General features: G+C 58.8%; 22 protein-coding genes. 12 read left to right on the top strand and 10 right to left on the bottom strand.

The genetic code is table 11. The features are described 5' to 3' along the window. The 4 genes from ACKVY0_RS18525 to ACKVY0_RS18510 are packed head-to-tail and all read right to left on the bottom strand — an operon-like array spanning position 1 to position 3,271. Complete coding sequence (locus tag ACKVY0_RS18525; RefSeq protein ID WP_409216318.1) at positions 1–789, bottom strand: succinate dehydrogenase/fumarate reductase iron-sulfur subunit; 789 nt, start codon at positions 787–789, stop codon at positions 1–3. Positions 790–798: 9 nt separating this feature from the next. Further along, positions 799–1,092, bottom strand: a complete 294-nt coding sequence (locus ACKVY0_RS18520) for a type II toxin-antitoxin system RelE/ParE family toxin (RefSeq protein ID WP_409216317.1) — start codon at positions 1,090–1,092, stop codon at positions 799–801. 5 nt (positions 1,093–1,097) lie between these two features. Then, positions 1,098–1,340, bottom strand: a complete 243-nt coding sequence (locus ACKVY0_RS18515) for a hypothetical protein (RefSeq protein ID WP_409216316.1) — start codon at positions 1,338–1,340, stop codon at positions 1,098–1,100. A gap of 17 nt (positions 1,341–1,357) precedes the next feature. Further along, positions 1,358–3,271 carry a fumarate reductase/succinate dehydrogenase flavoprotein subunit gene (locus tag ACKVY0_RS18510; protein WP_409216315.1) on the bottom strand — a complete coding sequence of 638 codons (1,914 nt, stop codon included), beginning with the start codon at positions 3,269–3,271 and terminating at the stop codon, positions 1,358–1,360. Positions 3,272–4,018: 747 nt separating this feature from the next. Between ACKVY0_RS18510 and ACKVY0_RS18505 the strand changes: the two genes are divergently transcribed. The 5 genes from ACKVY0_RS18505 (at position 4,019) to ACKVY0_RS18485 (ending at position 16,053) form a co-directional block, all read left to right on the top strand. Further along, entirely contained in the window at positions 4,019–4,723 is a 705-nt protein-coding gene (locus ACKVY0_RS18505; RefSeq protein WP_409216314.1) for a hypothetical protein, read from the top strand. A 239-nt stretch (positions 4,724–4,962) separates the two neighbouring features. Next, positions 4,963–7,992 (top strand): hypothetical protein, encoded by a 3,030-nt coding sequence (locus ACKVY0_RS18500; RefSeq protein ID WP_409216313.1) that lies wholly within the window; start codon positions 4,963–4,965, stop codon positions 7,990–7,992. Positions 7,993–7,995: 3 nt separating this feature from the next. Further along, positions 7,996–14,721: an RHS repeat-associated core domain-containing protein gene (locus tag ACKVY0_RS18495; RefSeq protein ID WP_409216312.1), complete on the top strand. Its 6,726-nt coding sequence runs from the start codon at positions 7,996–7,998 to the stop codon at positions 14,719–14,721. 2 nt (positions 14,722–14,723) lie between these two features. Continuing rightward, positions 14,724–15,254 (top strand): hypothetical protein, encoded by a 531-nt coding sequence (locus ACKVY0_RS18490; RefSeq protein WP_409216311.1) that lies wholly within the window; start codon positions 14,724–14,726, stop codon positions 15,252–15,254. A 529-nt stretch (positions 15,255–15,783) separates the two neighbouring features. After that, positions 15,784–16,053: a hypothetical protein gene (locus tag ACKVY0_RS18485; protein ID WP_409216310.1), complete on the top strand. Its 270-nt coding sequence runs from the start codon at positions 15,784–15,786 to the stop codon at positions 16,051–16,053. A 127-nt stretch (positions 16,054–16,180) separates the two neighbouring features. On the opposite strand, the gene ACKVY0_RS18480 is transcribed toward ACKVY0_RS18485, so the two are convergent. From ACKVY0_RS18480 to ACKVY0_RS18460, 5 genes are all read right to left on the bottom strand, one after another. Then, entirely contained in the window at positions 16,181–16,891 is a 711-nt protein-coding gene (locus ACKVY0_RS18480) for a succinate dehydrogenase cytochrome b subunit (RefSeq protein ID WP_409216309.1), read from the bottom strand. Between the two features lie 87 nt (positions 16,892–16,978). Further along, positions 16,979–18,121: a thiolase family protein gene (locus tag ACKVY0_RS18475; protein ID WP_409216308.1), complete on the bottom strand. Its 1,143-nt coding sequence runs from the start codon at positions 18,119–18,121 to the stop codon at positions 16,979–16,981. After that, positions 18,118–19,578, bottom strand: coding sequence for an acyl CoA:acetate/3-ketoacid CoA transferase (locus ACKVY0_RS18470; RefSeq protein ID WP_409216307.1), 1,461 nt, complete (start codon positions 19,576–19,578; stop codon positions 18,118–18,120). The genes ACKVY0_RS18475 and ACKVY0_RS18470 overlap by 4 nt, the downstream gene beginning before the upstream one ends. Before the next feature lie 24 nt (positions 19,579–19,602). Continuing rightward, the gene (locus tag ACKVY0_RS18465; protein ID WP_409216306.1) at positions 19,603–20,397 is read right to left on the bottom strand and encodes a hypothetical protein; all 795 of its coding nucleotides are present in this window, start codon (positions 20,395–20,397) and stop codon (positions 19,603–19,605) included. Positions 20,398–20,480: 83 nt separating this feature from the next. Continuing rightward, the gene (locus tag ACKVY0_RS18460) at positions 20,481–21,239 is read right to left on the bottom strand and encodes an SDR family oxidoreductase (RefSeq protein ID WP_409216305.1); all 759 of its coding nucleotides are present in this window, start codon (positions 21,237–21,239) and stop codon (positions 20,481–20,483) included. Positions 21,240–21,337: 98 nt separating this feature from the next. On the opposite strand from ACKVY0_RS18460, the gene ACKVY0_RS18455 reads away from it, so the two are divergent. From ACKVY0_RS18455 to ACKVY0_RS18445, 3 genes are read left to right on the top strand one after another with little or no spacing between them, the layout of a single operon-like run. Further along, complete coding sequence (locus ACKVY0_RS18455; RefSeq protein ID WP_409216304.1) at positions 21,338–21,715, top strand: VOC family protein; 378 nt, start codon at positions 21,338–21,340, stop codon at positions 21,713–21,715. A 20-nt stretch (positions 21,716–21,735) separates the two neighbouring features. After that, complete coding sequence (locus ACKVY0_RS18450) at positions 21,736–22,014, top strand: BrnT family toxin (protein ID WP_409216303.1); 279 nt, start codon at positions 21,736–21,738, stop codon at positions 22,012–22,014. Positions 22,015–22,031: 17 nt separating this feature from the next. Further along, a complete protein-coding gene (locus ACKVY0_RS18445; RefSeq protein ID WP_409216302.1) occupies positions 22,032–22,322 on the top strand; it encodes a CopG family antitoxin in 291 nt (96 codons plus the stop codon). Between the two features lie 57 nt (positions 22,323–22,379). Here ACKVY0_RS18445 and ACKVY0_RS18440 read toward each other — a convergent pair whose 3' ends face one another. Next, positions 22,380–22,652 carry an HU family DNA-binding protein gene (locus ACKVY0_RS18440; protein ID WP_409216301.1) on the bottom strand — a complete coding sequence of 91 codons (273 nt, stop codon included), beginning with the start codon at positions 22,650–22,652 and terminating at the stop codon, positions 22,380–22,382. A 136-nt stretch (positions 22,653–22,788) separates the two neighbouring features. Between ACKVY0_RS18440 and ACKVY0_RS18435 the strand changes: the two genes are divergently transcribed. From ACKVY0_RS18435 to ACKVY0_RS18420, 4 genes are all read left to right on the top strand, one after another. Then, on the top strand, positions 22,789–23,343 hold the full coding sequence (locus ACKVY0_RS18435; protein WP_409216300.1) for a gamma carbonic anhydrase family protein: 555 nt from the start codon (positions 22,789–22,791) through the stop codon (positions 23,341–23,343). 51 nt (positions 23,344–23,394) lie between these two features. Next, the gene (locus ACKVY0_RS18430; protein WP_409216299.1) at positions 23,395–24,033 is read left to right on the top strand and encodes a bifunctional nuclease family protein; all 639 of its coding nucleotides are present in this window, start codon (positions 23,395–23,397) and stop codon (positions 24,031–24,033) included. 29 nt (positions 24,034–24,062) lie between these two features. Continuing rightward, positions 24,063–24,221, top strand: coding sequence for a DUF4160 domain-containing protein (locus tag ACKVY0_RS18425; protein WP_409216298.1), 159 nt, complete (start codon positions 24,063–24,065; stop codon positions 24,219–24,221). Between the two features lie 102 nt (positions 24,222–24,323). Continuing rightward, a partial coding sequence (locus ACKVY0_RS18420; RefSeq protein ID WP_409216297.1) for a DUF2442 domain-containing protein occupies positions 24,324–24,597 on the top strand: 274 nt, incomplete at its 3' end.

Below are 24,597 nucleotides of genomic sequence, written 5' to 3'. Positions count from 1 at the left end.
TCAATCCCCGCCGCCAGCGACCTTCGGCGCATTGCCAAAGGCGTCTTTGACAGCAGCGATGGCATAGTCGCGATTGAGCTTGGTGATCCAGCGGACGCTGATTTCCTTCGGGCAAGCGGCTTCGCACTCGTATTGGTTGGTGCAGTTGCCGAAGCCTTCTTTGTCCATCTGGCGGACCATGCCGAGCGTGCGGCGATCCTTCTCGGGCTGGCCTTGCGGCAGTGAATTGAGCTGACCGGCCTTGGCGGAGACGAAGAGCATGGCACTGGCGTTTTTGCACGCGGCCACGCAGGCTCCGCAGCCGATGCATTCGGCCGCATCCATCGCCGCATCGGCGACTTCTTTGCCGATGGGCAGAGCGTTCGCGTCTTGAGGAGCACCGGTGCGCACAGAGACAAAACCACCGGCTTGCTGGATGCGATCGAACGCACCACGGTCAATCATGAGGTCTTTGAGCACTGGGAAGGCGCGGGCGCGGAAAGGTTCGATCCAGATCGTGTCGCCCGTGCGGAACTTGCGCATGTGGAGCTGGCAGGTCGTCGTCGCTTTGGCAGGACCATGTGGCACGCCGTTGATCTGCATGGAGCAGGCACCGCAGATGCCTTCACGGCAGTCGTGATCGAAAGCTACAGGGTCCTGGCCTTTGGAAATGAGGCGCTCGTTGATGATGTCCATCATTTCGAGGAATGAGGCATGATCGGGAATGTCAGGCGCGTCGATGTCTTGGAAATGGCCGGGCTGCGAGCCGTTCTGACGCCAGACTTTGAGGTGCAGATTGAGTTGGGACATGGGAAAATTTCAGTCGAGGTATTGGTTCCAGGAATCGGGATCGGAGTGGAGGTGGATCAATGTCAGAATGCGAATGCCGTCCGGCACACAGATGTAGAGAAGGCCCCAGGGAAAGACATCCAGCATGATCCGGCGGATGTCGCCACGGAGGCGTCGGAACGCTTCGGGATGACGAGCGATGTCCAGCATGGCATCCTCGACGCAATCGAGGAATCTGAGTCCAAGCTGTTTTTGTTTCTTCTCATAGTTGGCTGCGGCTTCGGCGATCTGGAGTTCGGCAAGGCTGGAGAGAATGACTCTCATGAAGATTACTGGGCAAGATTGCGGCGGATTCGTGCGACGGCCTCAAAGGCATCCACGGTGGCCATACGGCCTTCGTCGATGGCCGTGTTGACCTTTTCGGCTAGATCCACCCAACGTGACTCTCGCTCCGCATCCATCGGGGTGCTCTCATCAATGCTGCGGATCAATGCATGCGTCAGGCGGCAGCGTGACTCGACTGGAAGCTCCAGGACAGTGCTTTCGATCTCGGCGTAATTGATGGCAGGCATGGCGGGGTAGATTGAAGTTATTTGTAGCTGCGAACAGCGAGATGCACTTCTTCAAAGGTCAGCGGCTCTTTGTTGAGCGTGGGTTTGCCGAGGTCGCCGGTGTAGCCCCAGGCGGCGACGTGGCAGAAGTTTTCGTCGTCGCGTTTGCACTCGCCTTCTTCTTGGTGCTCCACGCGGAAGTGACCGCCGCAGCTTTCTTCACGCGTGCGGGCATCCAGGCAGAGCAGTTCGGCGAACTCCATGAAGTCGGCCACCCGTCCGGCTTTTTCGAGTTCAGGGTTGGTGAAGTCGCCGCTGCCGGGAACGGTGACGTTTTGCCAGAATTCCTCACGCAGCTCAGGGATGCGCTTGAGCGCTTCGGTGAGGCCTTCCTTGGTGCGGGCCATGCCGCACTTGTCCCAAACGAGGAGGCCCAGCTCGCGGTGGAAGCTGTCCACGCTGCGCTTGCCTTTGATGTTGAGGAGGCGTGTCGTCTGCGCGGTGCAGTCGGCGACGGCTTTCTTGAACTCGGGATGTTCGGTGGTGACGCTGCCGGGCTTTTGATGCACGAGGTAGTTTGCGATGGTCGTGGGCACGACGAAATAACCGTCCGCGAGACCCTGCATCAGGGCGCTGGCACCGAGGCGGTTCGCGCCGTGGTCAGAGAAGTTCGCCTCGCCGAGCACGTGGAGGCCGGGGAGGTTGCTCATGAGGTTGTAGTCCACCCACAGGCCGCCCATCGTGTAATGCACGGCGGGATAGATGCGCATCGGTCGCTGGTAGCCGCTCTCGCCAGTGATCTTCTCGTACATTTCGAAAAGATTGCCGTAACGCTCAGCGATGGTCTTCTGGCCGAACTGACCAATGGCTTCCGCGAAGTCGAGATACACGCCGCGACCGCCCGGGCCGACGCCGCGACCGTCATCGCAGGCTTCTTTGGCCGCACGGCTGGAAATGTCGCGTGGAGCGAGGTTGCCGAAGCTCGGATACTTGCGCTCCAGGTAATAATCGCGATCTGCTTCGGGGATTTGATCGGGCGTTTTGCCGCAATCTTCCTTCTTCTTCGGCACCCACACGCGCCCGTCGTTGCGCAGCGACTCGGACATCAGCGTCAGCTTGCTCTGATACTCGCCGCTCACTGGAATGCAGGTCGGATGAATCTGCGTGTAGCACGGATTGGCAAAGAACGCGCCTTTGCGATGCGCCCGCCACGTCGCGGTGACATTGCAGCCCATCGCATTCGTGGAGAGGTAGAACACGTTGCCGTAACCACCGGTGCAAAGCAGCACCGCGTCACCCGCATGCGATTCGATTTTGCCCGTGACCAAATCGCGCGTCACGATGCCCTTCGCGTGGCCGTCCACGGTCACGACATCGAGCATTTCCGTGCGCGGGAACATCTGCACGCCGCCGCCGGCGATTTCCTTGTTCAAAGCCGAATACGCACCCAGCAAAAGCTGCTGCCCGGTCTGACCGCGCGCATAAAACGTGCGGCTCACCTGAGCGCCGCCGAAGGAGCGATTCGCCAGCATACCGCCGTATTCGCGAGCGAAGGGAACGCCCTGAGCCACGCACTGGTCGATGATGTTCACGCTGACTTCCGCCAGGCGATGCACGTTGGATTCGCGTGCGCGGAAGTCGCCGCCTTTGACCGTGTCATAGAAAAGCCGATGCACGCTGTCGCCGTCGTTTTGATAATTCTTCGCCGCATTCACGCCGCCCTGCGCCGCGATGGAGTGTGCGCGTCGAGCTGAGTCCTGAAAGCAGAAGCACTTCACCTTGTAGCCCAGTTCGGAAAGCGTCGCCGCTGCCGAGGATCCCGCTAGGCCGCTACCGACCACGAGGATCGTGAACTTGCGCTTGTTCTTCGGATTGATGAGCTTCGAGTCCTGCTTGTGCTTGGACCACTTCATGGCCATCGGGCCGGAGGGAATGTGAGAATCGAGTGACATGGTAAAAACGCGAAGAAAGCTGCGGGCGGTGGCTGTTAGAGCAGAACAATGGCTTAATGGCTTATGAACGGGAGAGCACGAGGTTTCAAGCAATTGCCTTTGCCAAACATGAATCCGACGAAAAAACAGCTGTTTCCGAGTGGGGTGCAGGGTTCACGCCCGTCAGGAGGAATTATTTTGGCGGTTAACGGCGAAGATTGACTTTTAAGCTCGACGAAACGCAGCACCTCACGCTAAAACGTCATCAATTCTGAAAATAGCATGAGTGCCGCCGCCCACATCTATCCGAAAGAATCGCTGCTCCCACGTACGGCGCACGGCGCACGGCGCACGGCGCACGGCGCACGGGTTGCGGGTTGTGGGTTGCGGGTTGCGGAGATGGTTAGGGTCTTTGCGGGCTGCGCCAGTGGATCTGCCGAGCGGGGCAGGGCGGTCACGGTGCGTGGCAGCCGCCGCCGCCGCACGGCCAGCCGCAGCACTGAGCACACCAGCGGCGTTGCCGGGCCTGCCAGCAGCTATGCGCACTGCGCCAGCCGCTTGGCTGGGCACCCCAGCCGCGTTGCGGACTGCGCCAGGTGGCTTGCCGACTGCGCCAGACGGCCTGCCGACTGCGCCAGATGGCCTGCCGACTGCGCCAGATGGCCTGCTGAGCATGCCAGACGCACCCCTATGTGATGCAGGCATCCTGCCTGCCCTCCCGCCCTCAGTACTTCGCCCTTCGTCATTCCCGCTCACCCCTCCCCCACCATGACCACCCGCCAAAACGCCACCGCCCAGTCGCTCGTCCGTGCCGATGAGTTTGTTGATACCCGGACCGCTGCCGACTTCACCCACACGCCACCGACCAAGGTGGATGCCAAGGCCGCTGCTGCCCAGACGGCGCTGAAGCAGGCCATCACCGACCTCGGCGGCAAGCAGGCCATCCAGTCCGGCGGCGGCTATGCGGGTAGCACCCAGAGTCAGCGGGAGGTGCGGGCCGAGCTGCTGGATGAACTCCGCGACGTGGTGCGCACGGCAGATGCCATCGCCGAAGAGACGGACAACGAAGCGCTGATGGACCGCTTCCGCATGCCTGGAGGCAGCGGGGACGAGGAGCTGAAGGCCCGTGCGCGGGGCATGGCCGCCGCCATTCGCGCGCTGGCCTTGAATGATGAATTTGAAGCCCACGGCCACGGGGCAGACACCGCCGCTGACCTGGAGGAAATGGTCGCCGACCTCAATGAGAGTGAAGGCACGCAGGCCATCGTCTTGGGAGAGCAGGCCGGCGCCACCGCCAAGATCCCCGGCATTTTGAAGGCCGGCAAGACCGCCGTAAAAACCTTCAACGCCATCTTCCACCGCCTCTACGCCGACAAGCTCGACCTCCTCACCGCCTGGCGCACCGCCAGCCACATCGAGCGCCCCGAACGCCGGAAAAAACCCGCCCCGCCCGCCCCGCCGCCTGCGCCCTGACGAGGAGACGGGGAGACGGGGAGACAAGGAGACGGGGAGACGGGGAGACAAGGACACGAGGAGACAAGGAGACGAGGAGACAAGGAGACAAGGAGACAGCGCATTGAGCATCCAGTATCCAGTATCCAGTATCCAGTATCCAGTATCCAGTATCCAGCACCCAGCACCCAGCACCCAGCACCCAGCACCCAGCATCCAGCATCCAGCACCCAGCATCAAACCTCGAACACTACCACGCCATGAACACCTTCCGCTCCTGGTCCCGCCGTGCCTGGCTCCTGCATGGCTATCTCCTCGCTTATCTGGTGTTGCTGCCAGTGCTACCAGCAGTGGCGGACTGGCGGCAGGGATCGCTGGATACCAATGGCTACCACGACTTCGATTACGATGATCAAAACGACAACCAGCAATGGGATCAGGAAGAACCGCTGGTTTACACTAATAGCGACTCAGACAACCTCAATGATGCTGAAGAGCGTGCTTGGGGAACGGACATCAATAATCCTGACTCTGATTACGATGGTTTGACAGACTTTGATGAAGCTTTGGCGCTGCGTGTCGGGGGATGGGTGAGTTCGCCCACCGACTGGGACAGCAATGACAATGGGTATGCCGACGGCGATGAGTTTTGGGGGTGTTACACCGTCAATTATGCGTCTTACCCGCCAACTAACTCGGGCTGGACCTACATGGACTGGGACGCCGATGGCGTGCTGAACTATCAGGACGCCTATCCCTATGACAACACCAACGCTGCCTACTCAGACTCTGATGGCGACGGCTCATATGACCAGTACGACACAGACCCATCGAATTCGAGTTTGTGGGAGGATTACAACCGCAACGGCCAAAATGATTCCAGCGAAAATGCAGCTCCGCCGCCTGACTCAGACGGTGACAGCCATGAGGACGGCAGCGACAGCCATCCAAGCAACGCCGCCCTGTGGAGCGACTGGAACAACAACGGCATCAACGACGATCAGAACAGCGATGGTGACGGCGTGCCGGATGAAAATGACAGCCACCAGAACAACGCTGCCCTGTGGAGCGACTGGAACAACAACGGCATCAACGACGATCAGAACAGCGATGGTGACAGTTTGCCGGATGAATATGACAGCCATCCCAGCAACGCCGCCCTGTGGAGCGACTGGAACAACAACAGCATCAACGACGATCAAAACAGCGATGGCGATGGTGTGCCGGATGAAGGCGACAGCCATTCCGGCAACCCCGCGCTGTGGTGTGACTGGAACAACAACGGCATCAACGACACTGCCGAGGCGGACGCCGATCTCGATGGCGTGTTTGACTCCCAAGACAGTCATCCGTCGAATGGCTCCTTGTGGTGCGACTGGAACGGCAATGGCACCAACGACAACCAGAACAGTGATGGCGATGCCGTGGCGGACGATTACGACAGCCATCCGTCCAACGGCTCCTTGTGGTGCGATTGGAATGGCAGCGGCATCAACGACGACCAGAACAGCGATGCAGATGGCGTCTTGGACGACTACGATTCAGACCCCGCGAACAGCTCCCTCTGGGAAGATTGGAACCGCAATGGCACCAACGATTCCAGCGAACCCCAGGACGGCGACGGCGACGGTTACGTTGATGCCAATGACAGTGATCCGACGAACTACTGGCTGTGGGAGGACTGGAACCGCAACGGGGTGAATGACAGCCAGGATTATGTTCCGCCTGGTGACAGTGATGGCGATGGCATGCCAGATGACCAGGACCCCTATCCCTATGATTTTTACAATGGTGACAGTGACCAGGACGGTGTCTTGGATGTGAATGAGCCTGCCAGCAATGCCTCGGTGGGAATGTGGGATACGGACGGCGATGGACTTTCTGACGGCCAGGAAATCGGCGAGACATTTTCCAACCCCGCCCAGATCGACAGTGATGGTGATGGTCTCACCGACTATGAAGAAGTGCATGCCTTTCCAGGCCGCAATTTCAGCCCCACCAACGCCAACAGTCTTAGCGCGGTTCTGAACGACTGGCAGATGGCGCAGATGGTGGATAGCGACCGCGATGGCATTCCCAATGAGGTCGAAGTTTTGTGGGGGTTGGACCCACGTATCGCGGCCGACGCCGCTGGTGATTTGGATGGCAATACCTTGAGCAATTTGGCGCAGTATCAGCAAGGGCTGGCCTTGAATGACGCGTTGACATTGTTTGATGCGGATCGGGATGGCATGACGGATGCCTGGGAGGCGGTCCATGGACTCAATCCGAGCCATTTTGATGACGCCGTCAGCGATGCAGATGGTGACGGCGTTTTTGCCTTTGAAGAGTACCTGCTCTATTTGAATCCAAATAATCCGGTCACGTTTACCACTCGAGTACCCATTTATTCTTATCCTGTGCTGCCGCAGCCTGTGCTGCCGCAGCCTGTGCTGCCGCAGGTGCAGTCGCAGCCTGACGCGATTGTGATGAATGACTGGACAAGGTTTTACTGGAGTGCGCAGTACGCGAAGTCGAAGACGTTACCGTTTTCTGGCATCTCTTTGACACCTAACGGATGGATGCCAGGCCTGGGATTCCTGCCATTTTTATCAGGTCTAGGTCTAGGGAACCTATTTGATAGCTTTATTTTTTGGGGGATATATAGAAGCCGCATTTCTTGGGATGCCAGTGGGATGATAACTGACTGGTATGTCGCGAATGGGTTAACAGTGGTGGCGTTTGCTTATCCCGCAGCAACACGCACGGGAACTATCGAACGTTCTTTTGTCAGTCCACCACCACCTGCTGCTGCCCCGGCTTCGTCAACCGACTGGGATGGGGATGGCCTGCCGAATGTCTGGGAATACCGTTATGACTTAGCGCTACGTGCGGGTGATGCTGGGCTTGATGGCGATTCAGATGGCTTGAGCAATGCGGCTGAATTCAGCGCTGGCACAGATCCCACGATCGCTTCAACAGACAGTGATCTGTTGAGTGATTCGCTCGAGTTGCTGCTGGGCTACAATCCGCTTGCCTCCGACACGAATGGCAATGGCATTCCAGATCATCTCGAGGACTACGACAACGACGGTCTCAACAATGTGGATGAAGTGGATTTGCAGTTGAACGCCGCAGCCAATGACTGGGCGGGAACTGGCACGCTGAACTCCGGGATGAGCACTTATGAGTATGACGCCGCACGCCGCCTGCAGGCCGTCCACCCAGACGGCTCGCCGCTGATTTCCAGCGGTCAAGGCTCCTACCAGTTCATTTATGACGCCGCTGACAACGTAACTTCTTCCCAATAAACCATGAAATCCTATCCTTCCCTCTTCGCTGTCCTCGGCATCGTCGTGAGTTTGAGCCGGGTGGCCGCCACGGCCCAGACAGAGCCTCCTACGACGGTGCTGGGGCCAGGCTGGGTGACATTGCCGGCTCCAGAAATGCCCAATGCACCTGAGCTGCTCGCCGTGCCCGGTGCTGTACCGCTGGCGCCCGAGCAGATGCAAAATATCGGAGCAGCCTCTAGTGCTGCCCCACCACCCGCTTTTGGGGAATCAGAGTCAACTCCAGCCGCTGCCGCCGCATGGGCGAGCTCTGCTCCCACTCCGCCGGAATCGACGCCTGGGGTGCCGGCTTTCGTGGCATCCGCTGCCACGGACGCAGATACGGGCAGCGCGGAGATCACAGCACTGGCAGAAGGCCTCGGCAAGGATCCGGTGGCGGCATTCAACTGGGTGCGAGACAACATCCGCTATGTCCATTATTTAGGCTGCAAGAAAGGCGCACGCCTGACTTTTTTGGAGCGCGCAGGTAATGATGTGGACACTTGCTCGTTGCTGATGGCCTTGCTGCGCGCCTGTAGCACAGCTCAGAAGACCATCCAGGCAGGCTATGTGCGTGGATGGCAAAAAATTCCCTTTGCCGTGTCTTCCGCCATGGATGCAGCGCGCTGGCTGGGTATCTACAATGCGAATCAAGTATTGCGACGTTTTATGGCTGGCGGCAATGTGTTTGGCTCCACGCTTGATTATAACATCCTTGACGGCGTGATTTACTTTTATTTGCCGCGTGTCTGGCTTCAGGTCAGCGTTGGCGCTGATCCTGTGAGGTATCTTGATCCTTCGTTCAAAATTTGCTCAGGCTATCTACCCTCCGCCGGTTTGGAAATATACGCGGCGGAGAATGGCCTGAAGTCCCCTGCGGTGAATTACAGCCGGGATGCGATGCTGGCCGCAGCGGGGATTACTGGCGCGGCGTCGGGAACCAGTGTTGAGAATGTCAATGCGGCCTCCCTCAACAATTATCTGCGTGACCGCAGCGCGGGTCTTCAATCCTGGCTCAAGACCGACGCCGCTCGCTTTTCATTCTCCCCGGTGGAAACCCTGGGTGGCGTGAAGAAGGTTCCGCTGGCGGGCCTGGCCAACTTTAATTCCACGGATCGTTTCTGTTTCGACATTGTGACCAGCGTGAATGGCGTCCCCCGCCCGGCTGAGTCCTGGCCTGCGGGAGTGCCTGATAGTCAGTTTGCCACTCTTACTATTATTAATACAAGCCCGGCCACGTCCCTGGGGACGGTACGCTTTGCCATGTTGGCAGGAAAAAAGCTGACCCTGACCTTCGCCACGGACGGGGCAGGAACATTCAAGCTGGATGATACCACCATTCCTGCTAACTATCTGGCCAGTGTCGCGGCTGGGAGTGGTGCCGTGACCCTTACCTTCAGGATCAATCATCCAAGCATGGCCACGGCACAGGAGACGTCCATGACATTCAAGCGTGACAGCATGGTTTCGTTGGTCTATGCCTTCGATGCTTCCGGTGAGATGGTAGCTTCGCGCCAGCAGCAACTGGAAGGAATGCGTCAGCAGGGCAAGGCGGATGCCGCTCCAGAGATGATCACCGAATCATTGAATCTACTTGGGCATCAATGGTTCCGCCAAACCGAACTGATGCTGCAAATGCTTCATGGGGCCAGTGAGAAAGACGGGCTTAGGATACACCGGTTCGGCAGGGTGGTACAGGACAACCAGGCCAATGGCGGTTATTACATTGATGTGGGAATGCAGACGAGTTCAGAGCCGGTGCATCGGACCAATTATTCTGCTGTTCCCGACAATAGTGCGGAATTGATGGCTGATCATATCCTCGCCAGCGCGATGGAGCATGGCATCATTGAACAGTTGCAACCTGGCACCAAGGCCGCTTCCACCGTCAAATTGGTCGCGAACAACAATGCCGTGGCTGGAAAAAAAACTTTCCTCGCCACGCAGGCAAATTCAGCAGGCATGTTGGGTGAGTATTCCGCTTCAGAACAAGCCATCATCCAAGGCTACCTGAACACCAAACACACGGTGATTCTGCCGCAGTCAGGCAGCATCGCGGCAGATCCTGCGGCTGCTGGGGTTAGCTGGAAAGGCTCCGCCTACATGATCTCACGGTATGGGCAGGTGGATGCAAATAACGTCCCATTGCAAAATCAGGCATATATGCTCATTGGCGGCACCTGGCAGGGGGGCTATGGATCCGTCACTGGTTCTTATAAATCGACCCAGTATCTCAATACTTATGTGTCTTCCTCGTACTATTTGAACACTCAGGGGACATTGCAATTGGGAGGGATGCGGATTGGCTCCACGGAACCGATTGACCTTGCCTCGGGCCATTACTATTACGACGCGACCGACTTGGTGATCGGCAGCGGTTCGTTGCCACGCGGGATTACCTTCGCACGGCATTATCATGGCGTGCGGCGGAATCAGCGCGACCCATTGCTAGGTTATGGCTGGAACCACAGTCTGAATATTCGCGTGAGCGAGCGTTCTGAAGCGGAAGCCACCTTGGGGCGTGGCACGATGCAGGACACGGCCGCTGCTTTCATCGGCATCCATGCCGTGTGGGACATTCTCAAGAATCGGAAGGTTCCTGGGCGTCCACACGACTATCTCGCCGCCATGCTGGTTGCCAACTGGACGATCAATCAACTCACGCAAAATACCGCCGCCGTCTCCCTTGCTGACCGTGTGCTTGAGTTTCGCAAACAGCCGGACGGCACTTATCTCCCTCCCAGCGGCTCAACTGCCACGCTCGAAAAAAGTGCTGCCACTGGCAACCTTTACCTCCTGCGCGAGCGGCATGGGAATACTTACACGTTCGACGCCGATCTGCGGCTGCAAACTGTGACAGACCTCTGGGGGAAAAGCGCCTCTTTTACTTATACCGGGACTGGTGCGGACAAGCGTCTGACCACTGTCACGGATTGCTACAATCGAAGCATCACCCTCAATTACGAGGCCGCCGCTGAAGCGGGCAAGCAGCGCATAGCCAGTGTCACGGACAGCACGGGACGCAGCGTCGGCTACCGCTACGACGTGGCTGGAAACCCTGCCGGATTCACCAACCCCGCTGGCAAGGACAACCTCACCCAGGTGATTGATGCCGACGTCCTGAACACCTGGCTGGTCTATGACGATCAGCACCGCGTTCTTCGCTTGCTCGATCACGGGCACACCACCAACAATGACCGTACCATCGCGGCCAACGAGTATGACACGCAAAGCCGTGTCTTTCGGCAACAAGCTTATGGCAAAAGCACGCAAACTTGGCTCTACCGCTACGCTCCGGGTATTACCGTGGAACAAAACCCGCTCGGTGGCACTACCACGCACCGCTTTGATGAGAACGGCCTGAACACGGCCGTCGTTGACGCACTCGGCAATGAAAGCCTCAAATATTACGACGGCCAGCGGCGATTGGTTCGTGAGGTTGGCCCCTGGACGAATGGAACAGGCATACGTTACCGTCATTCCACAGCCAGCATCTATGACCCGCGCCATAACCTGACCCGCAAGGACTATGACTTGTACGGCACCACGGAGCGCTGGGAATACTCTGACACCACGGATGTGCTGCTTGCTCACACTGATCCGAATGGCAATGTCACCCGCTTTTCAGATCATACCGCCCAATTCCAGCCCCAGACGATCACGGACCCAACCAATGTCGTCAAAAAGATCGCCTATGTGCCGCTTGCTGGCGCAGATGGTGCCGCCGCAGGGGCGGTGAAGACTGAAGGCGTCATGATCGGCGGAGCCAACGTCACCAAGGCCACCTACTCCTATGCTGCCAATGGCTACGGCAATCCGACCACGATCAACTATCCTGCCCATGCAGGCGGGGCTGCCACCTCCGTGAACAGCAGCTACACGCTGCGCGGGGATCCGCTGACCACCACGGATGCACGGAATGTGCAGACAACATTCTCCTACAACAACCGCCGCCAGAGAACGGGTGCGACGATCAATCACACGGACCTTGGCAGCCTGAGCACCAGCAGCATCCTCGACTCCGCAGGGCATGCCACCAGCGCCACGAACTTCCGCAGCATCACCACCACCGGCACCTATTCCGCGCAGGGCAAGCCCCTCACCACCACCCTGCCACTGCCAGGCAGCCCGCAAATCATCAACCGTTATGATGACCGCGACTGGTTGCAACATGTGGACGATCCGCTGACACACCAAAGCAGTGTCGAGTACGATGCGGCAGGCAGAAAGACTGCCACCGTGAATCCGCTCAGCCAGCGTGTGGAGCTGGCTCCTGATGAACTGGGGCGCACGCTTTCCGCCACCAATGTACTCTCCCACACCAGCTCCACCAGTTATGGGTTCTACCAGAACGGCGACCTTCCGTTGTTTGCCCCGGCAATTCTCCCTGATGACAACCGTCTTGGAGATCTGACGGAATCCATCGACCCCATTGGGCGCCACTCTTACCGCTTCATGGATTCCCTCGGCAACCGGCGCCAGCTCTACCTGCCGACCGGGAATGACGGCAGCTATTCCCTCTGGCAGTTCACCTATGATGCAGCTGGCCGCCCCTTGAAAACCATCCGCCCCACCGGCGGTGAGTTTGCGCACCAGTACGATGACGCTGGGCGCCTCAAGAAAGCCATCCAGCCCTCCGGCAACTTCACCGAGCTGAATTATGACTCCCGTGACTTCGTGGACACAAGCTTGATCAAAAAGCCCAACGGGGGCAATGGCATCAAGGTGCTGGGCTACACCCACCAGCATGATGGCAGCGGCAATCTCCTCTCCCTGACCGAGGACACCTACAACGTCACCGGCACCGCCGTGGCCGACACCCAGGCGGTGGCGCGCACCTATGACAATCAGGGCCGTGTCCGCACTTTTACGGATGTGTTCGGCCAGGTCATCGGCTACCGTTACGACCAGAACGGCAACTTGAAACAGATGCTCTACCCCGACGCCACGCCCGCTACCTGGGCCGACAATCCCGCCGTGACCTACACGTACGACGAGCTGGACCGCCTCAAGACGGTCACGGATTGGAGCAGCCGCGTGACCACCTACACCTGGGACGCCGCCGGGCGGCTCACCGGCATTCAGCGGCCCAATTTCACCACGCGCACGATCACGCCAGACGCCGCCGGGCAGACGCTCAGCATCATGGAGCGCACCGGCGCCGGGCGCGCCCTCCTCTACCTGCGCTTCGGTTACGATGACGCCGGACGTTTGCAAAAGCGCCTCGTTGCCCCGCCGCTGCCCAAGGGCGTGGGGGTACAGGCGTGGTCGTCCAGCTACACGGGCGACAACCGCTTCAGCCGCCTCAATTACGATAACGACGGGAACCAGGGCGAGGCGTTCCGTCTCAAGGGGGAGAATCCTACGCTCAGCTGGCAACTTTCGCCGTTGGGTGTTTGGACGCCGCAGTATCCGAGCACCGTGATGCTGAACGCAGAGCAGGGGGAGCACGTTTGGAATGTGAAGAACCAACTGCTGGAAGTACGGCATTACTCCCCGGAGATGGGGGAGATGAAGCCGGTGACACAGTGCCGCTACGATCCCGAGGGGCGGCTGGTGAAAGTGACCTCCGGGCGGCTGGGGTACGGCAGTGATCCCACGCCGGTGCCGACCTGGGAGCTGCGGCATACCACGCTCACCGTCAGCCCCATCAGCCCCGGCGGGCTGAGCCAGGTGATCGTGCGCGAAAGCCCTCCGCGCTTTGGCGCACCCGATGCCCCCCGCGTGGTGACCCGCTATGTGTATGGCCTGGGCCTGCTCTATGAAGTGGGGGCGGATGACAGCGCGCACTACTACCATGGCGACCAGGTGGGCAGCACGCTGGCGATGACCGATGACAGCGGGAAGGTGGAGGCGCGCTTTGAATACAGCCCGTATGGCGTGCTGACGCGCTCGAAAATTGAATCTTGGTCTTCCGCTGCGTTTGACACGCCGTTCCTGTTTTGCGGGGAGAGCGGCTGCATGACGGATGCCAGCAGCGGCCTGGTCCACATGCGCGCCCGCTGGTACAACCCCTGGCTATGCCGGTTCATCTCGGAAGATCCGATTCAGTTCAAGGGCGGCATGAATTGGTATGCGTATGCGGGTGGGGATCCGGTGATGGGGTTGGATCCGAGTGGCTTGGATGTTCTCTATCTTTACGGCGACAGCCATGATCCGAGTGATCCTAACTACTTCCAAGGAGCCGCCAGTAGCATGCAGAGTGAATACAATGTCTCGGTGATGAACTCCAATATTTCGGGCGCGGTTGACAACAATTATGCATGGGTCATGCCTGGGCGTAATACTAGCGAAGTCGTTGCTGCGGCTACTCAGCTTCGCAATGAGCCAATCACTCAAGTCTATTGGCTGGGGCACTCTGGCGATCTATGGGGCGATGCCAGAAGAGGCTCGCCGGTTAATGTAAATGCGATTCCTTCAAGTTCATTTCCTCAATTGGAATCCATGCACTTATACGGCTGCGGAACAGCACTTGCTCCGCCATCGAACCCCAACTTGAACTCAGCGCAGAAATTCGCGAACCACTTTAATGTTCCAGTTGAAGGAACTAATCAGAGTGTGGCTTTCGGCTTCCCGACATCTTTTGGACATGTCGCACAATGGTATATGCGAGGTTCTGGCGATGGTCCGCTAGCTGGGTCTAACTACATGCCTGCGGCGACTACTGTTAAGCAGCCTATTGGACAAACCTCGACTCCTCGCAGGAAATAAAGATGATTATCCCAATCTCGGTTTTAGTTGTCCTGCTACTAGCGAACGCCATTCCAAGAATATTTGGTGACCGCGCGTTGACTGCTTATAGAGCAATATCAGCTCTCACACTTTGCGCCTATGTGTTATTCACGTTTTGGGGAACTATTAGTAAAGTATTCGCCAAAACTGAGGCAATTGAAATGGGACGGCGGATCGCTATTACTGACCCTTCACTAAATCAAGTTGTTGAACTTGCACAAAGCCAGGGGCTTCCAATAGCCGGCATCATCAAAGGCGGAATGTTCCAAGCTAATCGCTTACAGCCAGAGTATCTCTCTGCACTTGAAGCTCAGTCACCGCGAACAACATCAAATCCAGATGGTAGAGAGAGGCTTTATGTTTGGACAATTGATTTTGAAGTGAAGGGTATCCATTCTAAAAATGGTGTTTGGACAATAACCCAGCAGAGTCGCCGCCAAGGTCTAAATCTGTGTGAAGTCTATGCAGTTACTGTGCCTATGCATTTCCAGAGCAAATTCATAAACGAGTAGCCTTCTCCACCCCACCCGGAGCCTGAGCTGGGCACTATGCCAGCGGGGTGAGTCCATCGCGGGTGCGGAGTGTTGTGGCCGCTGGCATAGTGGGGCGCTGCAGCCAACCGGCCCCCGCCTCGCCTCTGGGGCGTCTGTCGTGCTGGCGGTGTCTGGGGTTCGGCTCGCAAAGTCAGGCTCGCAGAGCCTCGCGCTCCGCACCGCCTGCGGCCCGTGGCTGGCGGCAAGGGCCGCCCCCCCGGCCTGCGCTCCGCGCACCGCCAGCCACCAGCCGCAGCCCACCGCTCTAAATGAAGCTCCGCACCCCAGCGGCACCAGGCTAACGCCTCGTGCCGCTGCCCTCCCACCGCCTCCGCACCGCGCATGAGTCGCGCCACAGCCCTCTACGCTTCGCCACCAACCGCCTGTGTCACGCTTCATGCTAATGCGGCCCACCCGCCAACCCACGGCCTCGGTTGCTGCGCACCGTTCTCTCGCGAAAAGAAAAGATGCCAGGCATAAAGTGGATCTGCCAGCGCCTTAAAGCACTGTGACACAACGTCTTGGCCGCGTTTTCAAGCCGGGTGCAGTTGCCGCGCGCACGCCCGCGCCCGGACGCCTAAAAAGATGCCAGGCATACAGTGCCGACGGCGATCTCATTCCCGACCGCATCGAGCAGCATTACAACCTCAATCCCGGCTGGGCCGGCGATGCGCGGCACGACCGCGACAACAACGGCCTGTCCAACCTCACGCAGTATCAGTTGGGCATCGCGCTGGATGCCGACCTGGGAAAACGGGGTCAGTGGGCAACTGCTTGACAAACTGAATTAACAAAACTGCTCATCGTGTTTTGTCGGCAAGTTGTACCCTGCCTCCATTAACGCAGCCGCCACGTTCTTTGGCAGCGACTGCCACAAAAAAAGTGCCGCGTCTATGACGAATGGCTCAGCGGCCGTAACCGAAGCAGAGGATGGCGATGGGGATGGAGCAGTTGCCCACGAGGATCAGTCCCGCGAAGGCATAACCAAGCTTCTTGAACAGCGGCTCTGTCTTGTCCGTGGCGACGCCCAGCGTCTGGAACAGGCTGCTGAAGCCGTGGCTCAGATGGCTGGTGAGCAGCAGCATCGCGATGATGTAAAAAGTCGATGCCGCAGGCCATGAGAAGCCGTCTATGACCATTTGGTAAACGTTATGCGCCGTCTCGCCGTGTAGCGTGACTTTATATTTATCGCCGCCGAAACCATGCCAGACACGCGCCGTGAAATGCAGCAGGTGGTAAACGATGAACGCCAGGATCGTCAGACCGCTCCAGATCATCGTGCGTGAGGCCGTTCCGCTGACCTGGGCCTTGTGTTTGGCATACGCATCCTTTCGTGCCGCACGGTTGGCTTTCGTGAGCTGAATCGTCGCCACAATGTGAATCACCACTGCCGCCAGCAGGCCGATGCGCGCGATCCAGACGCCGCCCCCGTGGAGTGCTGTTTGCAGCAGGTGGCCATATTCATTGATGGCGTCCTTGCCGACAAAAATCAGCAGGTTGCCGATCATGTGGCCGAGCACAAAGCCCAGCAGCACGAGGCCCGTCAGGGCCACCAGAATCTTCTTGCCGATGGAGGAGGCGTAAAATCGCGAAAGGGAGTCAAAAACAGCGCTCATGTGGGGAGGAATTCATCATGGAGATACGCTGCCGCCGTGCAAGCCATGCGTGCAAATTTCCTTGTGAAGCACTGCTGCGAACCCGTCTCAAGCACGCTCAATCGCCATCGCGATGCCCATGCCGCCGCCGATGCAGAGGCTGGCGATGCCGCGACGCAGACCGTGGTCTTCGAGGTGGTGCAGCAGCGTGACCAAAACTCGTGCGCCGCTGGCACCGATGGGATGGCCGAGGGCGATGGCTCCGCCACGTGGGTTAACCTTGGCGGTGTCGAGGCCGAGTTCCTTCATGCAGCCGAGCGCTTGAACCGCGAAGGCTTCGTTGATCTCGATGGCATCGACCTGATCGAGGCTCCAGCCGGTTTGGGCGCAGACTTTGCGGATGGCGGCGACGGGACCGAGGCCCATCACGGCGGGATCGCAGCCGACAGCAGCGGTGGCGATGATGCGGGCCTTGGGTTTCAAACCGTGACGCGAAACGGCTTCCTCGCTGGCGAGCAGGACCAAGGCAGCGCCGTCGTTGATGCCAGAGGCGTTGCCGGCGGTGACGGTGCCGTCTTTGCGGAAGGCGGGCTTCAGTTTGGCGAGCGAATCGACGGTCGTATCGGCGCGGGGATGCTCATCCTCGGTCAAATCGCCTGCGGGGATGATTTCACGGCTCAAAGCGGCTCGATTGGCGGAGACGCGGCACTGGCTGAGCGCGGCGAAGGCATCCTGCTCGGCGCGGCTGATGCTGTGTTTGTCGGCGATGCGCTCGGCGGTCTCGCCCATGCCGATTTTGAGCAAGGGATCAGTCAGACCATCGACGAACATCGCGTCTTGCAGCGATGAATCGCCGAGCTTTTTGCCGAAACGCAGGTCCATCGCGTAATGCGGCGCACGGCTCATCATTTCGACGCCACCAGCGAGAACGAGATCGTTTTCGCCACTGCGGATCGCATCGGCGGCGAGTGCGACGGCCTTCAATGATGAGCCGCAGGCCATGTTCACGGTAAAGGCGGGCACTTCTTGAGGGATGCCGAGTTTGAGGCCGATTTGACGTGCCACGTTCATGCCAGCACCGGCCTGCAGCACCTGGCCGAGGATGACTTGCTGGATGTGTGCACGCAGTTCTTGCGGCAGCATCGCCTCGCCGAGTGCGTGACCGAGTTCAGCGGCGGTGAGCGCTTTTAATCCACCGCCGAATCGGCCGATGGGTGTGCGCTTGGCTTCGATAATGTAAACAGGCTTCATGGGATGGTGCGGATGGTTTTGGCGAGCAGCGGGGTGAATTGCATCTGATCGAGCACGTCGCACTGCAAATTGAGTCCGGCGGCGATTTCGATGAGGCGCAGGCCTTGTGGCGTGAGTTCAAACACGGCGCGTTCGGTGACGTAGATCACCTGCTGGCCGTTTTTCAGCGCGGTGGGGCCGTGGAAGCAGACGTGCTGGAGTTTGCTCACGAATTTCGCGTTCCCCTTCGCCTGGAAGGTGCAGCAGAAGACGAGGCGGCGGGCGCTTTGGGCGATGTTTACGAAACCGCCGACACCAGCGAAGCGTCCGGCAAAGCTGGCGACGTTCACGCTGCCCTCGGCATCGACTTCGACGGCACCGAGCACCGCAATGTCGAGTCCGCCGCCGTCGTAGAAGTCGAACTGCGAGGGCTGGTCGATGACGGCTTCGGGAAAGTGGCTGCAACCAAAACTGAGGCCCGATGCCGGCACGCCGCCAGTGGGGCCGCTTTCGACCGTGAGTGTGAACTCCTGCAAGCGTCCGGTTTCTGCGGCGACCATCGCCACCGCTTCGGGCAAGCCGATGCCGAGGTTCACGATGTCGCCTTCACGGATTTCGCGCAGCGCTCGTGTGCCGATGCGTTTGCGCTCGGACTCGGGCATGACGGGCAGCTCGAACTTGCCATCGCCAGTGACGACGAAGTCCTCGTTGAAGACTTCACCGAAGGTCTGGTCGTGCTGCACGCCGGCAGAGGTGACGATGTAATCGACGAGAAGGCCGGGAACACGCACGGCCTTCGGATCAGGCAATTGATCCACGACGCTCTCCACCTGCGCGATGACGATGCCGCCGTGATTTTTCGCCGCCTGGGCCATGGGCAGCACCTCGCTGATCAAGCCTTCGCATTCCATGCTCAGATTGCCGCGTGCGTCGGCATACGTCGCGCGAATGAGCGCCACATGGATCGGCATCGGCTTGTAGCGCAGCCACGTTTCGCCATCCAGCTCGATGCGTTCGACGAGCGGCTCAGTGGTGCGCGCATTCAATCTGCCGCCGCCGTGGACTGGGTCGATGAAGGTGTTTAAGCCGACCTTGGTGATCAATCCGGGTCGTTTCGCGGCGATCTCACGCGTCAGCACGCTCAGCACGCCCTGCGGCAGATTGTAGGCTTCGACTTCATTCGCTAGCGCGAGTGCGCCGAGCTTCGGAGCGAGGTTCCAATGCCCGCCAACGATGCGTTTGAGCATGCCGCGATGCGCGAGGTGGTTCATGCCACGCTCCGCACGATCTCCCTGGCCCGCACAATAATAGAGCGTGAGGTGTCGAGGCGTGCCGGTTTGCAAAAAGCGGCGCTCCAAGGCCGAGGTCAGCATCTCCGCATGCCCGGCACCGACGAAGCCACTCACCGCCACCGTCGCACCGCTCGGAATGGCGGCGACGGCTTCGTCAGCAGTGGCGAGGAGGGCAGGGGAACGCATGAATCTTTCGAGGTTGTTCCAGAGTTATGGCCGAGTTGAATGCAGAATAGTGACTCCTGGCAGGGATTCACGGAGGCGACTTATCACTCGGTTTGTCACCCGTGAATGGTCCATCGTAAGCTCACGCAGAGCTGGACAAAGCGTCTTCAGGTTCGGGACGCTCCAAACAAAATCGAAATCCGCATCCTTCAAATCGGCACCACTCAAGCTCACCTTGGCAATATGTTCGTGGTCCCAGCCGAAAGCTGATTCGCTGATGTAACTATGATTGCAATGCAGCAATCTCGAGAACAAGGCTACATCAGAATTCGGGGAAGGAAGGACTGGGATTGGTGGGCCATGGATATGAATTGCGAGCGGTATCCAAAGAGGTTGGTCATGCACAAAAGCCAACACTTGTCTTTTGGGGTCTAATTGTTCACACGCTTTCCTGAGAACCTGCAACTTTAGACTCAAAAGGTCATTGAATTCCTTTTCGAAAGCAGACTCATCTTTGTCCGGATCTGCCAGTCCATGGTACATCTCATCGAATTTACTGATTGAGCATGAACGGGCTTTCCATTGAACAGGGTGAGTGAAGTGATGAACATCGCGTCCCATTTCCTTGCGGCTCTCCGGATAAGCTTGCGGAAGAATATTTGATCCCGGCACGGCCACAAAAGATCCCGAGTCAAAAACTCGAACGATGATCAGGTCAAACTGCGGGAGACTGGCATTTGAGAAGCGCTCAATCTCCGTTTCCATGTACTGGGATAAAGACGCCACCCAGACATTTTCGTCTTTCTCAGATTCCTGGGCTTGGATGGTGGGTTCGGGCATAAAGATCGACAAGAAGATGCCAATGCCACATAATGATCGGAGGAGGCCGAGAACTTGGCTTTGCTCGATTTTCATCGGACTTCTCAGCCTCTCCAGCCGCCGTTGATTTCGATGGTTTGGCCCGTCACGTAGCTGGCGAGTGGCGAGCAGAGGAAGAGGACGACGTTCGCGACTTCCTCGGTGGTGCCGAAGCGTGCGAGCGGGACGTTTTTGATCATCTCGGCGCGGACGTTTTCGGGAATGGTGGCAGCCATGGCGGTGTCGATGACGCCGGGGGCGATGGCGTTGGCGCGGATCTGCTTGCGGGCGGCTTCGCGGCTGAGGACGCGCATCATGGCTTGCACACCGGATTTGGCGGCGGCGTAGTTCGCCTGGCCGAAGAAACCCTGGATGGCGGCGATGCTGCCGAAGCTGACGATGGCACCGTGGTCGCGCATGATTTCGAGGGCGTATTTGCAGCAGTAGAAAACGCCGGAGAGATTCACGTCGATGACGGCGTCCCATTCATCGAGGCCCATCTTGGCGATGGTGCGGTCTTTGATGATGGCGGCGTTGTTGATGAGGTAATCGAGGCCGCCGTGGCGGGCCTGGATGTCACCCATCATGCTTTGGACCTGCTCGGGCTGCGAAACGTCGGCGGCGATGAGGCTGGCGCTGTCGGTGCGGGCGAGATTGAGTTCGTCAGCCAGTGTTTGAGCATCCGCCGTCGTGCCGGGGGTGCCGAGGTGATTGAGTACGACGGTAGCACCGGCACGGTGAAAGGTTCGGGCGACTTGAGAGCCGATGCCCTGGGATGCGCCGGTGATGAGGGCGACTTTGCCTTTGAGGTCGATTGGGATCATGCGTGTGGTTTTACGAGACGCTGGTCGAGTGGGCAAGCTTTCCGCAGCACGGAGGATCATTTGCCACGTCTGGCAGACTGTGGCATTGGATCAGAGTCATGGTCAAAAAACTCCTCCACACCCGCTACCGGGTGAACGATCTCGAAAAGACGATCAACTTTTACACGCAGGTGCTTGGCTTGAAGGAAGTGCGCCGCCACAAATCACCGCGTGGCTCGGAACTCGTCTTTCTTCAAACACCGAACAGCGATGAACTCATCGAGATTTGCAGCTTTCCCGCCAGCGGGGCGGTGACGTTTTGCAGCGATCTGACGCATCTGGCCTTTGAGGTGGAGAGCATCGAGGCATTTGCGAAACATGCCGCGTCCCTGGGCTATCCGCTCTCGGACGGACCGACGCCGAGTTCGAGCGGCGTGTTTGCATTCATTGACGCTCCTGAGGGTTATGAGATAGAACTGATCGAATACCGGAAATAAACCTCCTCCCAACTCACCTCATGGACTTCGACTGGCTCGGCGCTGCTTTTGATCTTTCGCAACTTCCGCCGAAGGACATCGAGGAGTCGTTCGAAGATCCGTTCGCGCTTAAATTTTTGCCGGACGGCCAGAGCGAGGACGCGGAGGCTCGCTACTACCACCTGGGCAAGTCGCTTCAAGGCAAGCCGGTGTTCAGCGTGTTCTGGACGGACGGCAAACGCTACCGCGTCGTTTTCGCGCGGCTGATGACGCCGGGCGAGCATGATTTCTTCGAGCGCAAGAAGGCGGAGGACATTTGAGTTCACCCATCACGACCATGAACACTGCATCACCCGATTTGAAACCGATCCGCGCCTGGAAGGACGTGCCCGCCTTTGATGCCGAAGAGGCGGAGGTGAAATTCTGGGCGGCGCATCAGCTCGATGCGCGGCTGATGCAGTCCTCGATCCATCGCGCGGATGTGCGCGAGTCCACCACGATCACGCTGCGCTTTGACCCGCGCATGCTGAGCCGCATCAAGCGCGTGGCCCGCCGCCGTTACCTGAACTACCAGAGCATGATCAAGCAGTGGCTGAGCGAGCGGATGGAGCAGGAGCTGAAGGATTGAGGCATTAAAAAACCGCGCTCCGTGACACGAAGCGCGGGTGCAGGGAACGGACGCTGATTACATCGCCTTCTTGAGCGCGGAAGAGGCGACGAAGCGCACGGTCTTCGAGGCTTTGATCTTCATGGCTACGCCGGTCTTTGGGTTACGACCGGTGCGGGCGGCACGCTTGACGACCTTGAAGGTGCCGAAGCCGATGAGCTGGACATTGCTGGTTTTGACGCCTTTGGCGATGGCGGTGAGGACGGCGTCGAGAGCGTCGCTAGCGGCGCGCTTGGAGGTGTCGATACCGAGGTTTTTCTGCACGGCTTCGATGAGTTCGGCTTTGTTCATAAGATGCTGAGTGGATTCGTTGTTGGATTGAATGCGAGTCCGCGCCAGAATGATCAGGCTTAGCGGCGCGATTTTATGGCGCTATCGCCTTGGTTTCTCAAACACAAAAACCCCCCAACCCAAGATTCTACTAGGCATGGAAGGTCATCAAACACTCAAAAAGTTCTTGCTTCCCGAGGTGGAACCGTCTGTGGCAGTCGGCGTTTTTATCGCACCTGGAGCCATCGTGCTCGGCGCGGTGGAGATGCAGGCCGAATCTAGCGCATGGTATGGCGCGGTGCTGCGTGGCGACATCAACCGCATCGTCGTGGGCGCGCAAAGCAACGTGCAGGACGGCTGCGTGCTGCATGTGAGTGATGATCATGCCTGCGTGCTGGGTAAACGCGTAACGGTGGGCCACCGCGCTGTGGTGCATGCCTGCACCGTCGGCGATGAGGTGCTCGTGGGCATGGGGGCGATCATTCTGGACGGTGCGCAGATCGGTGCGCGCAGCATCATCGCCGCCGGGGCGCTGGTGACGAAGAATATGATCGTTCCTGAGGGATCACTTGTCGTTGGATCGCCTGCCCGCGTGGTGCGCACACTGTCGCTCGAAGAACAGCAGGCGAATGCGAAGCTGGCGCTCAAGTACGTCGAGGTGTCCCGGCGCTATCTTACTCTGGGGTTTGGTGGTGGACCGGTGGTGCGATAAAAACCCACGGCGCATGTTGCCATTAGCACGCACGCGGTTTTAGATTAGCGCATGAACAAGGATGTCGTCGAAGTACAGGTGCGTGCGGTGCTGCCGCTGGAGGGCAGCTTTGCCGTCTTCCTGGGCAATGAAACCAAGGTCTTCGTGATCTACATCGACGAGTCGGTGGGCACGGCGATCTCCATGTTCATGCGCGGCGTGTCAAAGGAGCGCCCGCTCACACACGATCTCGTGGGCCATCTGCTGCTGGCCTTTGGCGCAAAGGTGGAGCGCGTCATCATCAACAACATCAACGGCAGCGTGTTCCATGCGCGCCTGATCATCTCCGCCGAGAACGAGCTGCATACGACGCGCAAGATGATCGAGCTTGATGCCCGGCCCAGTGACAGCATCGCGATGGCCGTGCAGCAGAGCGCGCCGATCTTCGTGGCGAAGAAAGTCTGGGAGACCGTCGAAGATGTGAGTGAAACCCTCGCGCAGATCGAAAAGAAGGGCCTGGAGGTCCAACAGGCTGCCGAGACCACCAAGGGCGATGGCGATGACGACGATGACGACATCGAGGAACTGAGCGATGAGGACATCAACACCATCGCCGGCATCAGCACCGGCAAGGATGATGACACTTATGACGACGGCTTTGGCGATGATGACGATGACGAAGGCGAGGAATGGAAGAAGGCGGACAGTTGAGTGGTGAAAAAACGGACGTTAGCCAACCGATGCCCAAACTGACCCGAGACTTAATCCAAGGAATCAAACTCACGATGAATTTCCGCGAGCACAACCCACCGCACTTTCACGCCGCCTATGGCGAGCATGAAGTTGCGCTGCGGTTCGATGGCAGTATTGAGGCTGGCAGTCTCCCGCAGGCCAAATAGAAGATCATCATGGAGTGGGCTAGACTCAACCAAGCGGCGCTGGCGGCGCGCTGGGAACTGGCGACTTCGGGCCGCAATTTCACCACCATTGACTGACATCCTATGAGTACCATCCTCGACACCCGCCCCACGTTGCTGGAATGCAAGGCCGCCTGCCTGCGGGTGACTGATGACTTTCGCATTACTGTGCGCTTTCGTGACGGTCTGGTGGCGGAAATCGATTTCGCCGAAGACGTGAAGGAGGATCACGGCCCCATGGCGGAGCCGCTGCGAGACCCAGCGTACTTTGCCTGCGTGAGCATCGAAGATGGCGTGATCACCTGGCCTAACGGCTACAACATCGACGCGGTAACGCTGCACACATGGGGACGGCAGG

Source organism: Prosthecobacter sp. (assembly GCF_046154365.1).
Taxonomy (GTDB): Bacteria; Verrucomicrobiota; Verrucomicrobiia; order Verrucomicrobiales; family Verrucomicrobiaceae; genus Prosthecobacter.
This window is presented reverse-complemented; position numbering and strand designations above follow the sequence as displayed.

Excerpts from the sequence above, each read along its gene's own strand:
- ACKVY0_RS18525 (WP_409216318.1), bottom strand. The coding sequence starts at position 789 with ATGTCCCAACTCAATCTGCACCTCAAAGTCTGGCGTCAGAACGGCTCG.
- ACKVY0_RS18520 (WP_409216317.1), bottom strand. The coding sequence starts at position 1,092 with ATGAGAGTCATTCTCTCCAGCCTTGCCGAACTCCAGATCGCCGAAGCC.
- ACKVY0_RS18515 (WP_409216316.1), bottom strand. The coding sequence starts at position 1,340 with ATGCCTGCCATCAATTACGCCGAGATCGAAAGCACTGTCCTGGAGCTT.
- ACKVY0_RS18510 (WP_409216315.1), bottom strand. The coding sequence starts at position 3,271 with ATGTCACTCGATTCTCACATTCCCTCCGGCCCGATGGCCATGAAGTGG.
- ACKVY0_RS18505 (WP_409216314.1), top strand. The coding sequence starts at position 4,019 with ATGACCACCCGCCAAAACGCCACCGCCCAGTCGCTCGTCCGTGCCGAT.
- ACKVY0_RS18500 (WP_409216313.1), top strand. The coding sequence starts at position 4,963 with ATGAACACCTTCCGCTCCTGGTCCCGCCGTGCCTGGCTCCTGCATGGC.
- ACKVY0_RS18495 (WP_409216312.1), top strand. The coding sequence starts at position 7,996 with ATGAAATCCTATCCTTCCCTCTTCGCTGTCCTCGGCATCGTCGTGAGT.
- ACKVY0_RS18490 (WP_409216311.1), top strand. The coding sequence starts at position 14,724 with ATGATTATCCCAATCTCGGTTTTAGTTGTCCTGCTACTAGCGAACGCC.
- ACKVY0_RS18480 (WP_409216309.1), bottom strand. The coding sequence starts at position 16,891 with ATGAGCGCTGTTTTTGACTCCCTTTCGCGATTTTACGCCTCCTCCATC.
- ACKVY0_RS18475 (WP_409216308.1), bottom strand. The coding sequence starts at position 18,121 with ATGAAGCCTGTTTACATTATCGAAGCCAAGCGCACACCCATCGGCCGA.
- ACKVY0_RS18470 (WP_409216307.1), bottom strand. The coding sequence starts at position 19,578 with ATGCGTTCCCCTGCCCTCCTCGCCACTGCTGACGAAGCCGTCGCCGCC.
- ACKVY0_RS18465 (WP_409216306.1), bottom strand. The coding sequence starts at position 20,397 with ATGCCCGAACCCACCATCCAAGCCCAGGAATCTGAGAAAGACGAAAAT.
- ACKVY0_RS18460 (WP_409216305.1), bottom strand. The coding sequence starts at position 21,239 with ATGATCCCAATCGACCTCAAAGGCAAAGTCGCCCTCATCACCGGCGCA.
- ACKVY0_RS18455 (WP_409216304.1), top strand. The coding sequence starts at position 21,338 with ATGGTCAAAAAACTCCTCCACACCCGCTACCGGGTGAACGATCTCGAA.
- ACKVY0_RS18450 (WP_409216303.1), top strand. The coding sequence starts at position 21,736 with ATGGACTTCGACTGGCTCGGCGCTGCTTTTGATCTTTCGCAACTTCCG.
- ACKVY0_RS18445 (WP_409216302.1), top strand. The coding sequence starts at position 22,032 with ATGAACACTGCATCACCCGATTTGAAACCGATCCGCGCCTGGAAGGAC.
- ACKVY0_RS18440 (WP_409216301.1), bottom strand. The coding sequence starts at position 22,652 with ATGAACAAAGCCGAACTCATCGAAGCCGTGCAGAAAAACCTCGGTATC.
- ACKVY0_RS18435 (WP_409216300.1), top strand. The coding sequence starts at position 22,789 with ATGGAAGGTCATCAAACACTCAAAAAGTTCTTGCTTCCCGAGGTGGAA.
- ACKVY0_RS18430 (WP_409216299.1), top strand. The coding sequence starts at position 23,395 with ATGAACAAGGATGTCGTCGAAGTACAGGTGCGTGCGGTGCTGCCGCTG.
- ACKVY0_RS18425 (WP_409216298.1), top strand. The coding sequence starts at position 24,063 with ATGCCCAAACTGACCCGAGACTTAATCCAAGGAATCAAACTCACGATG.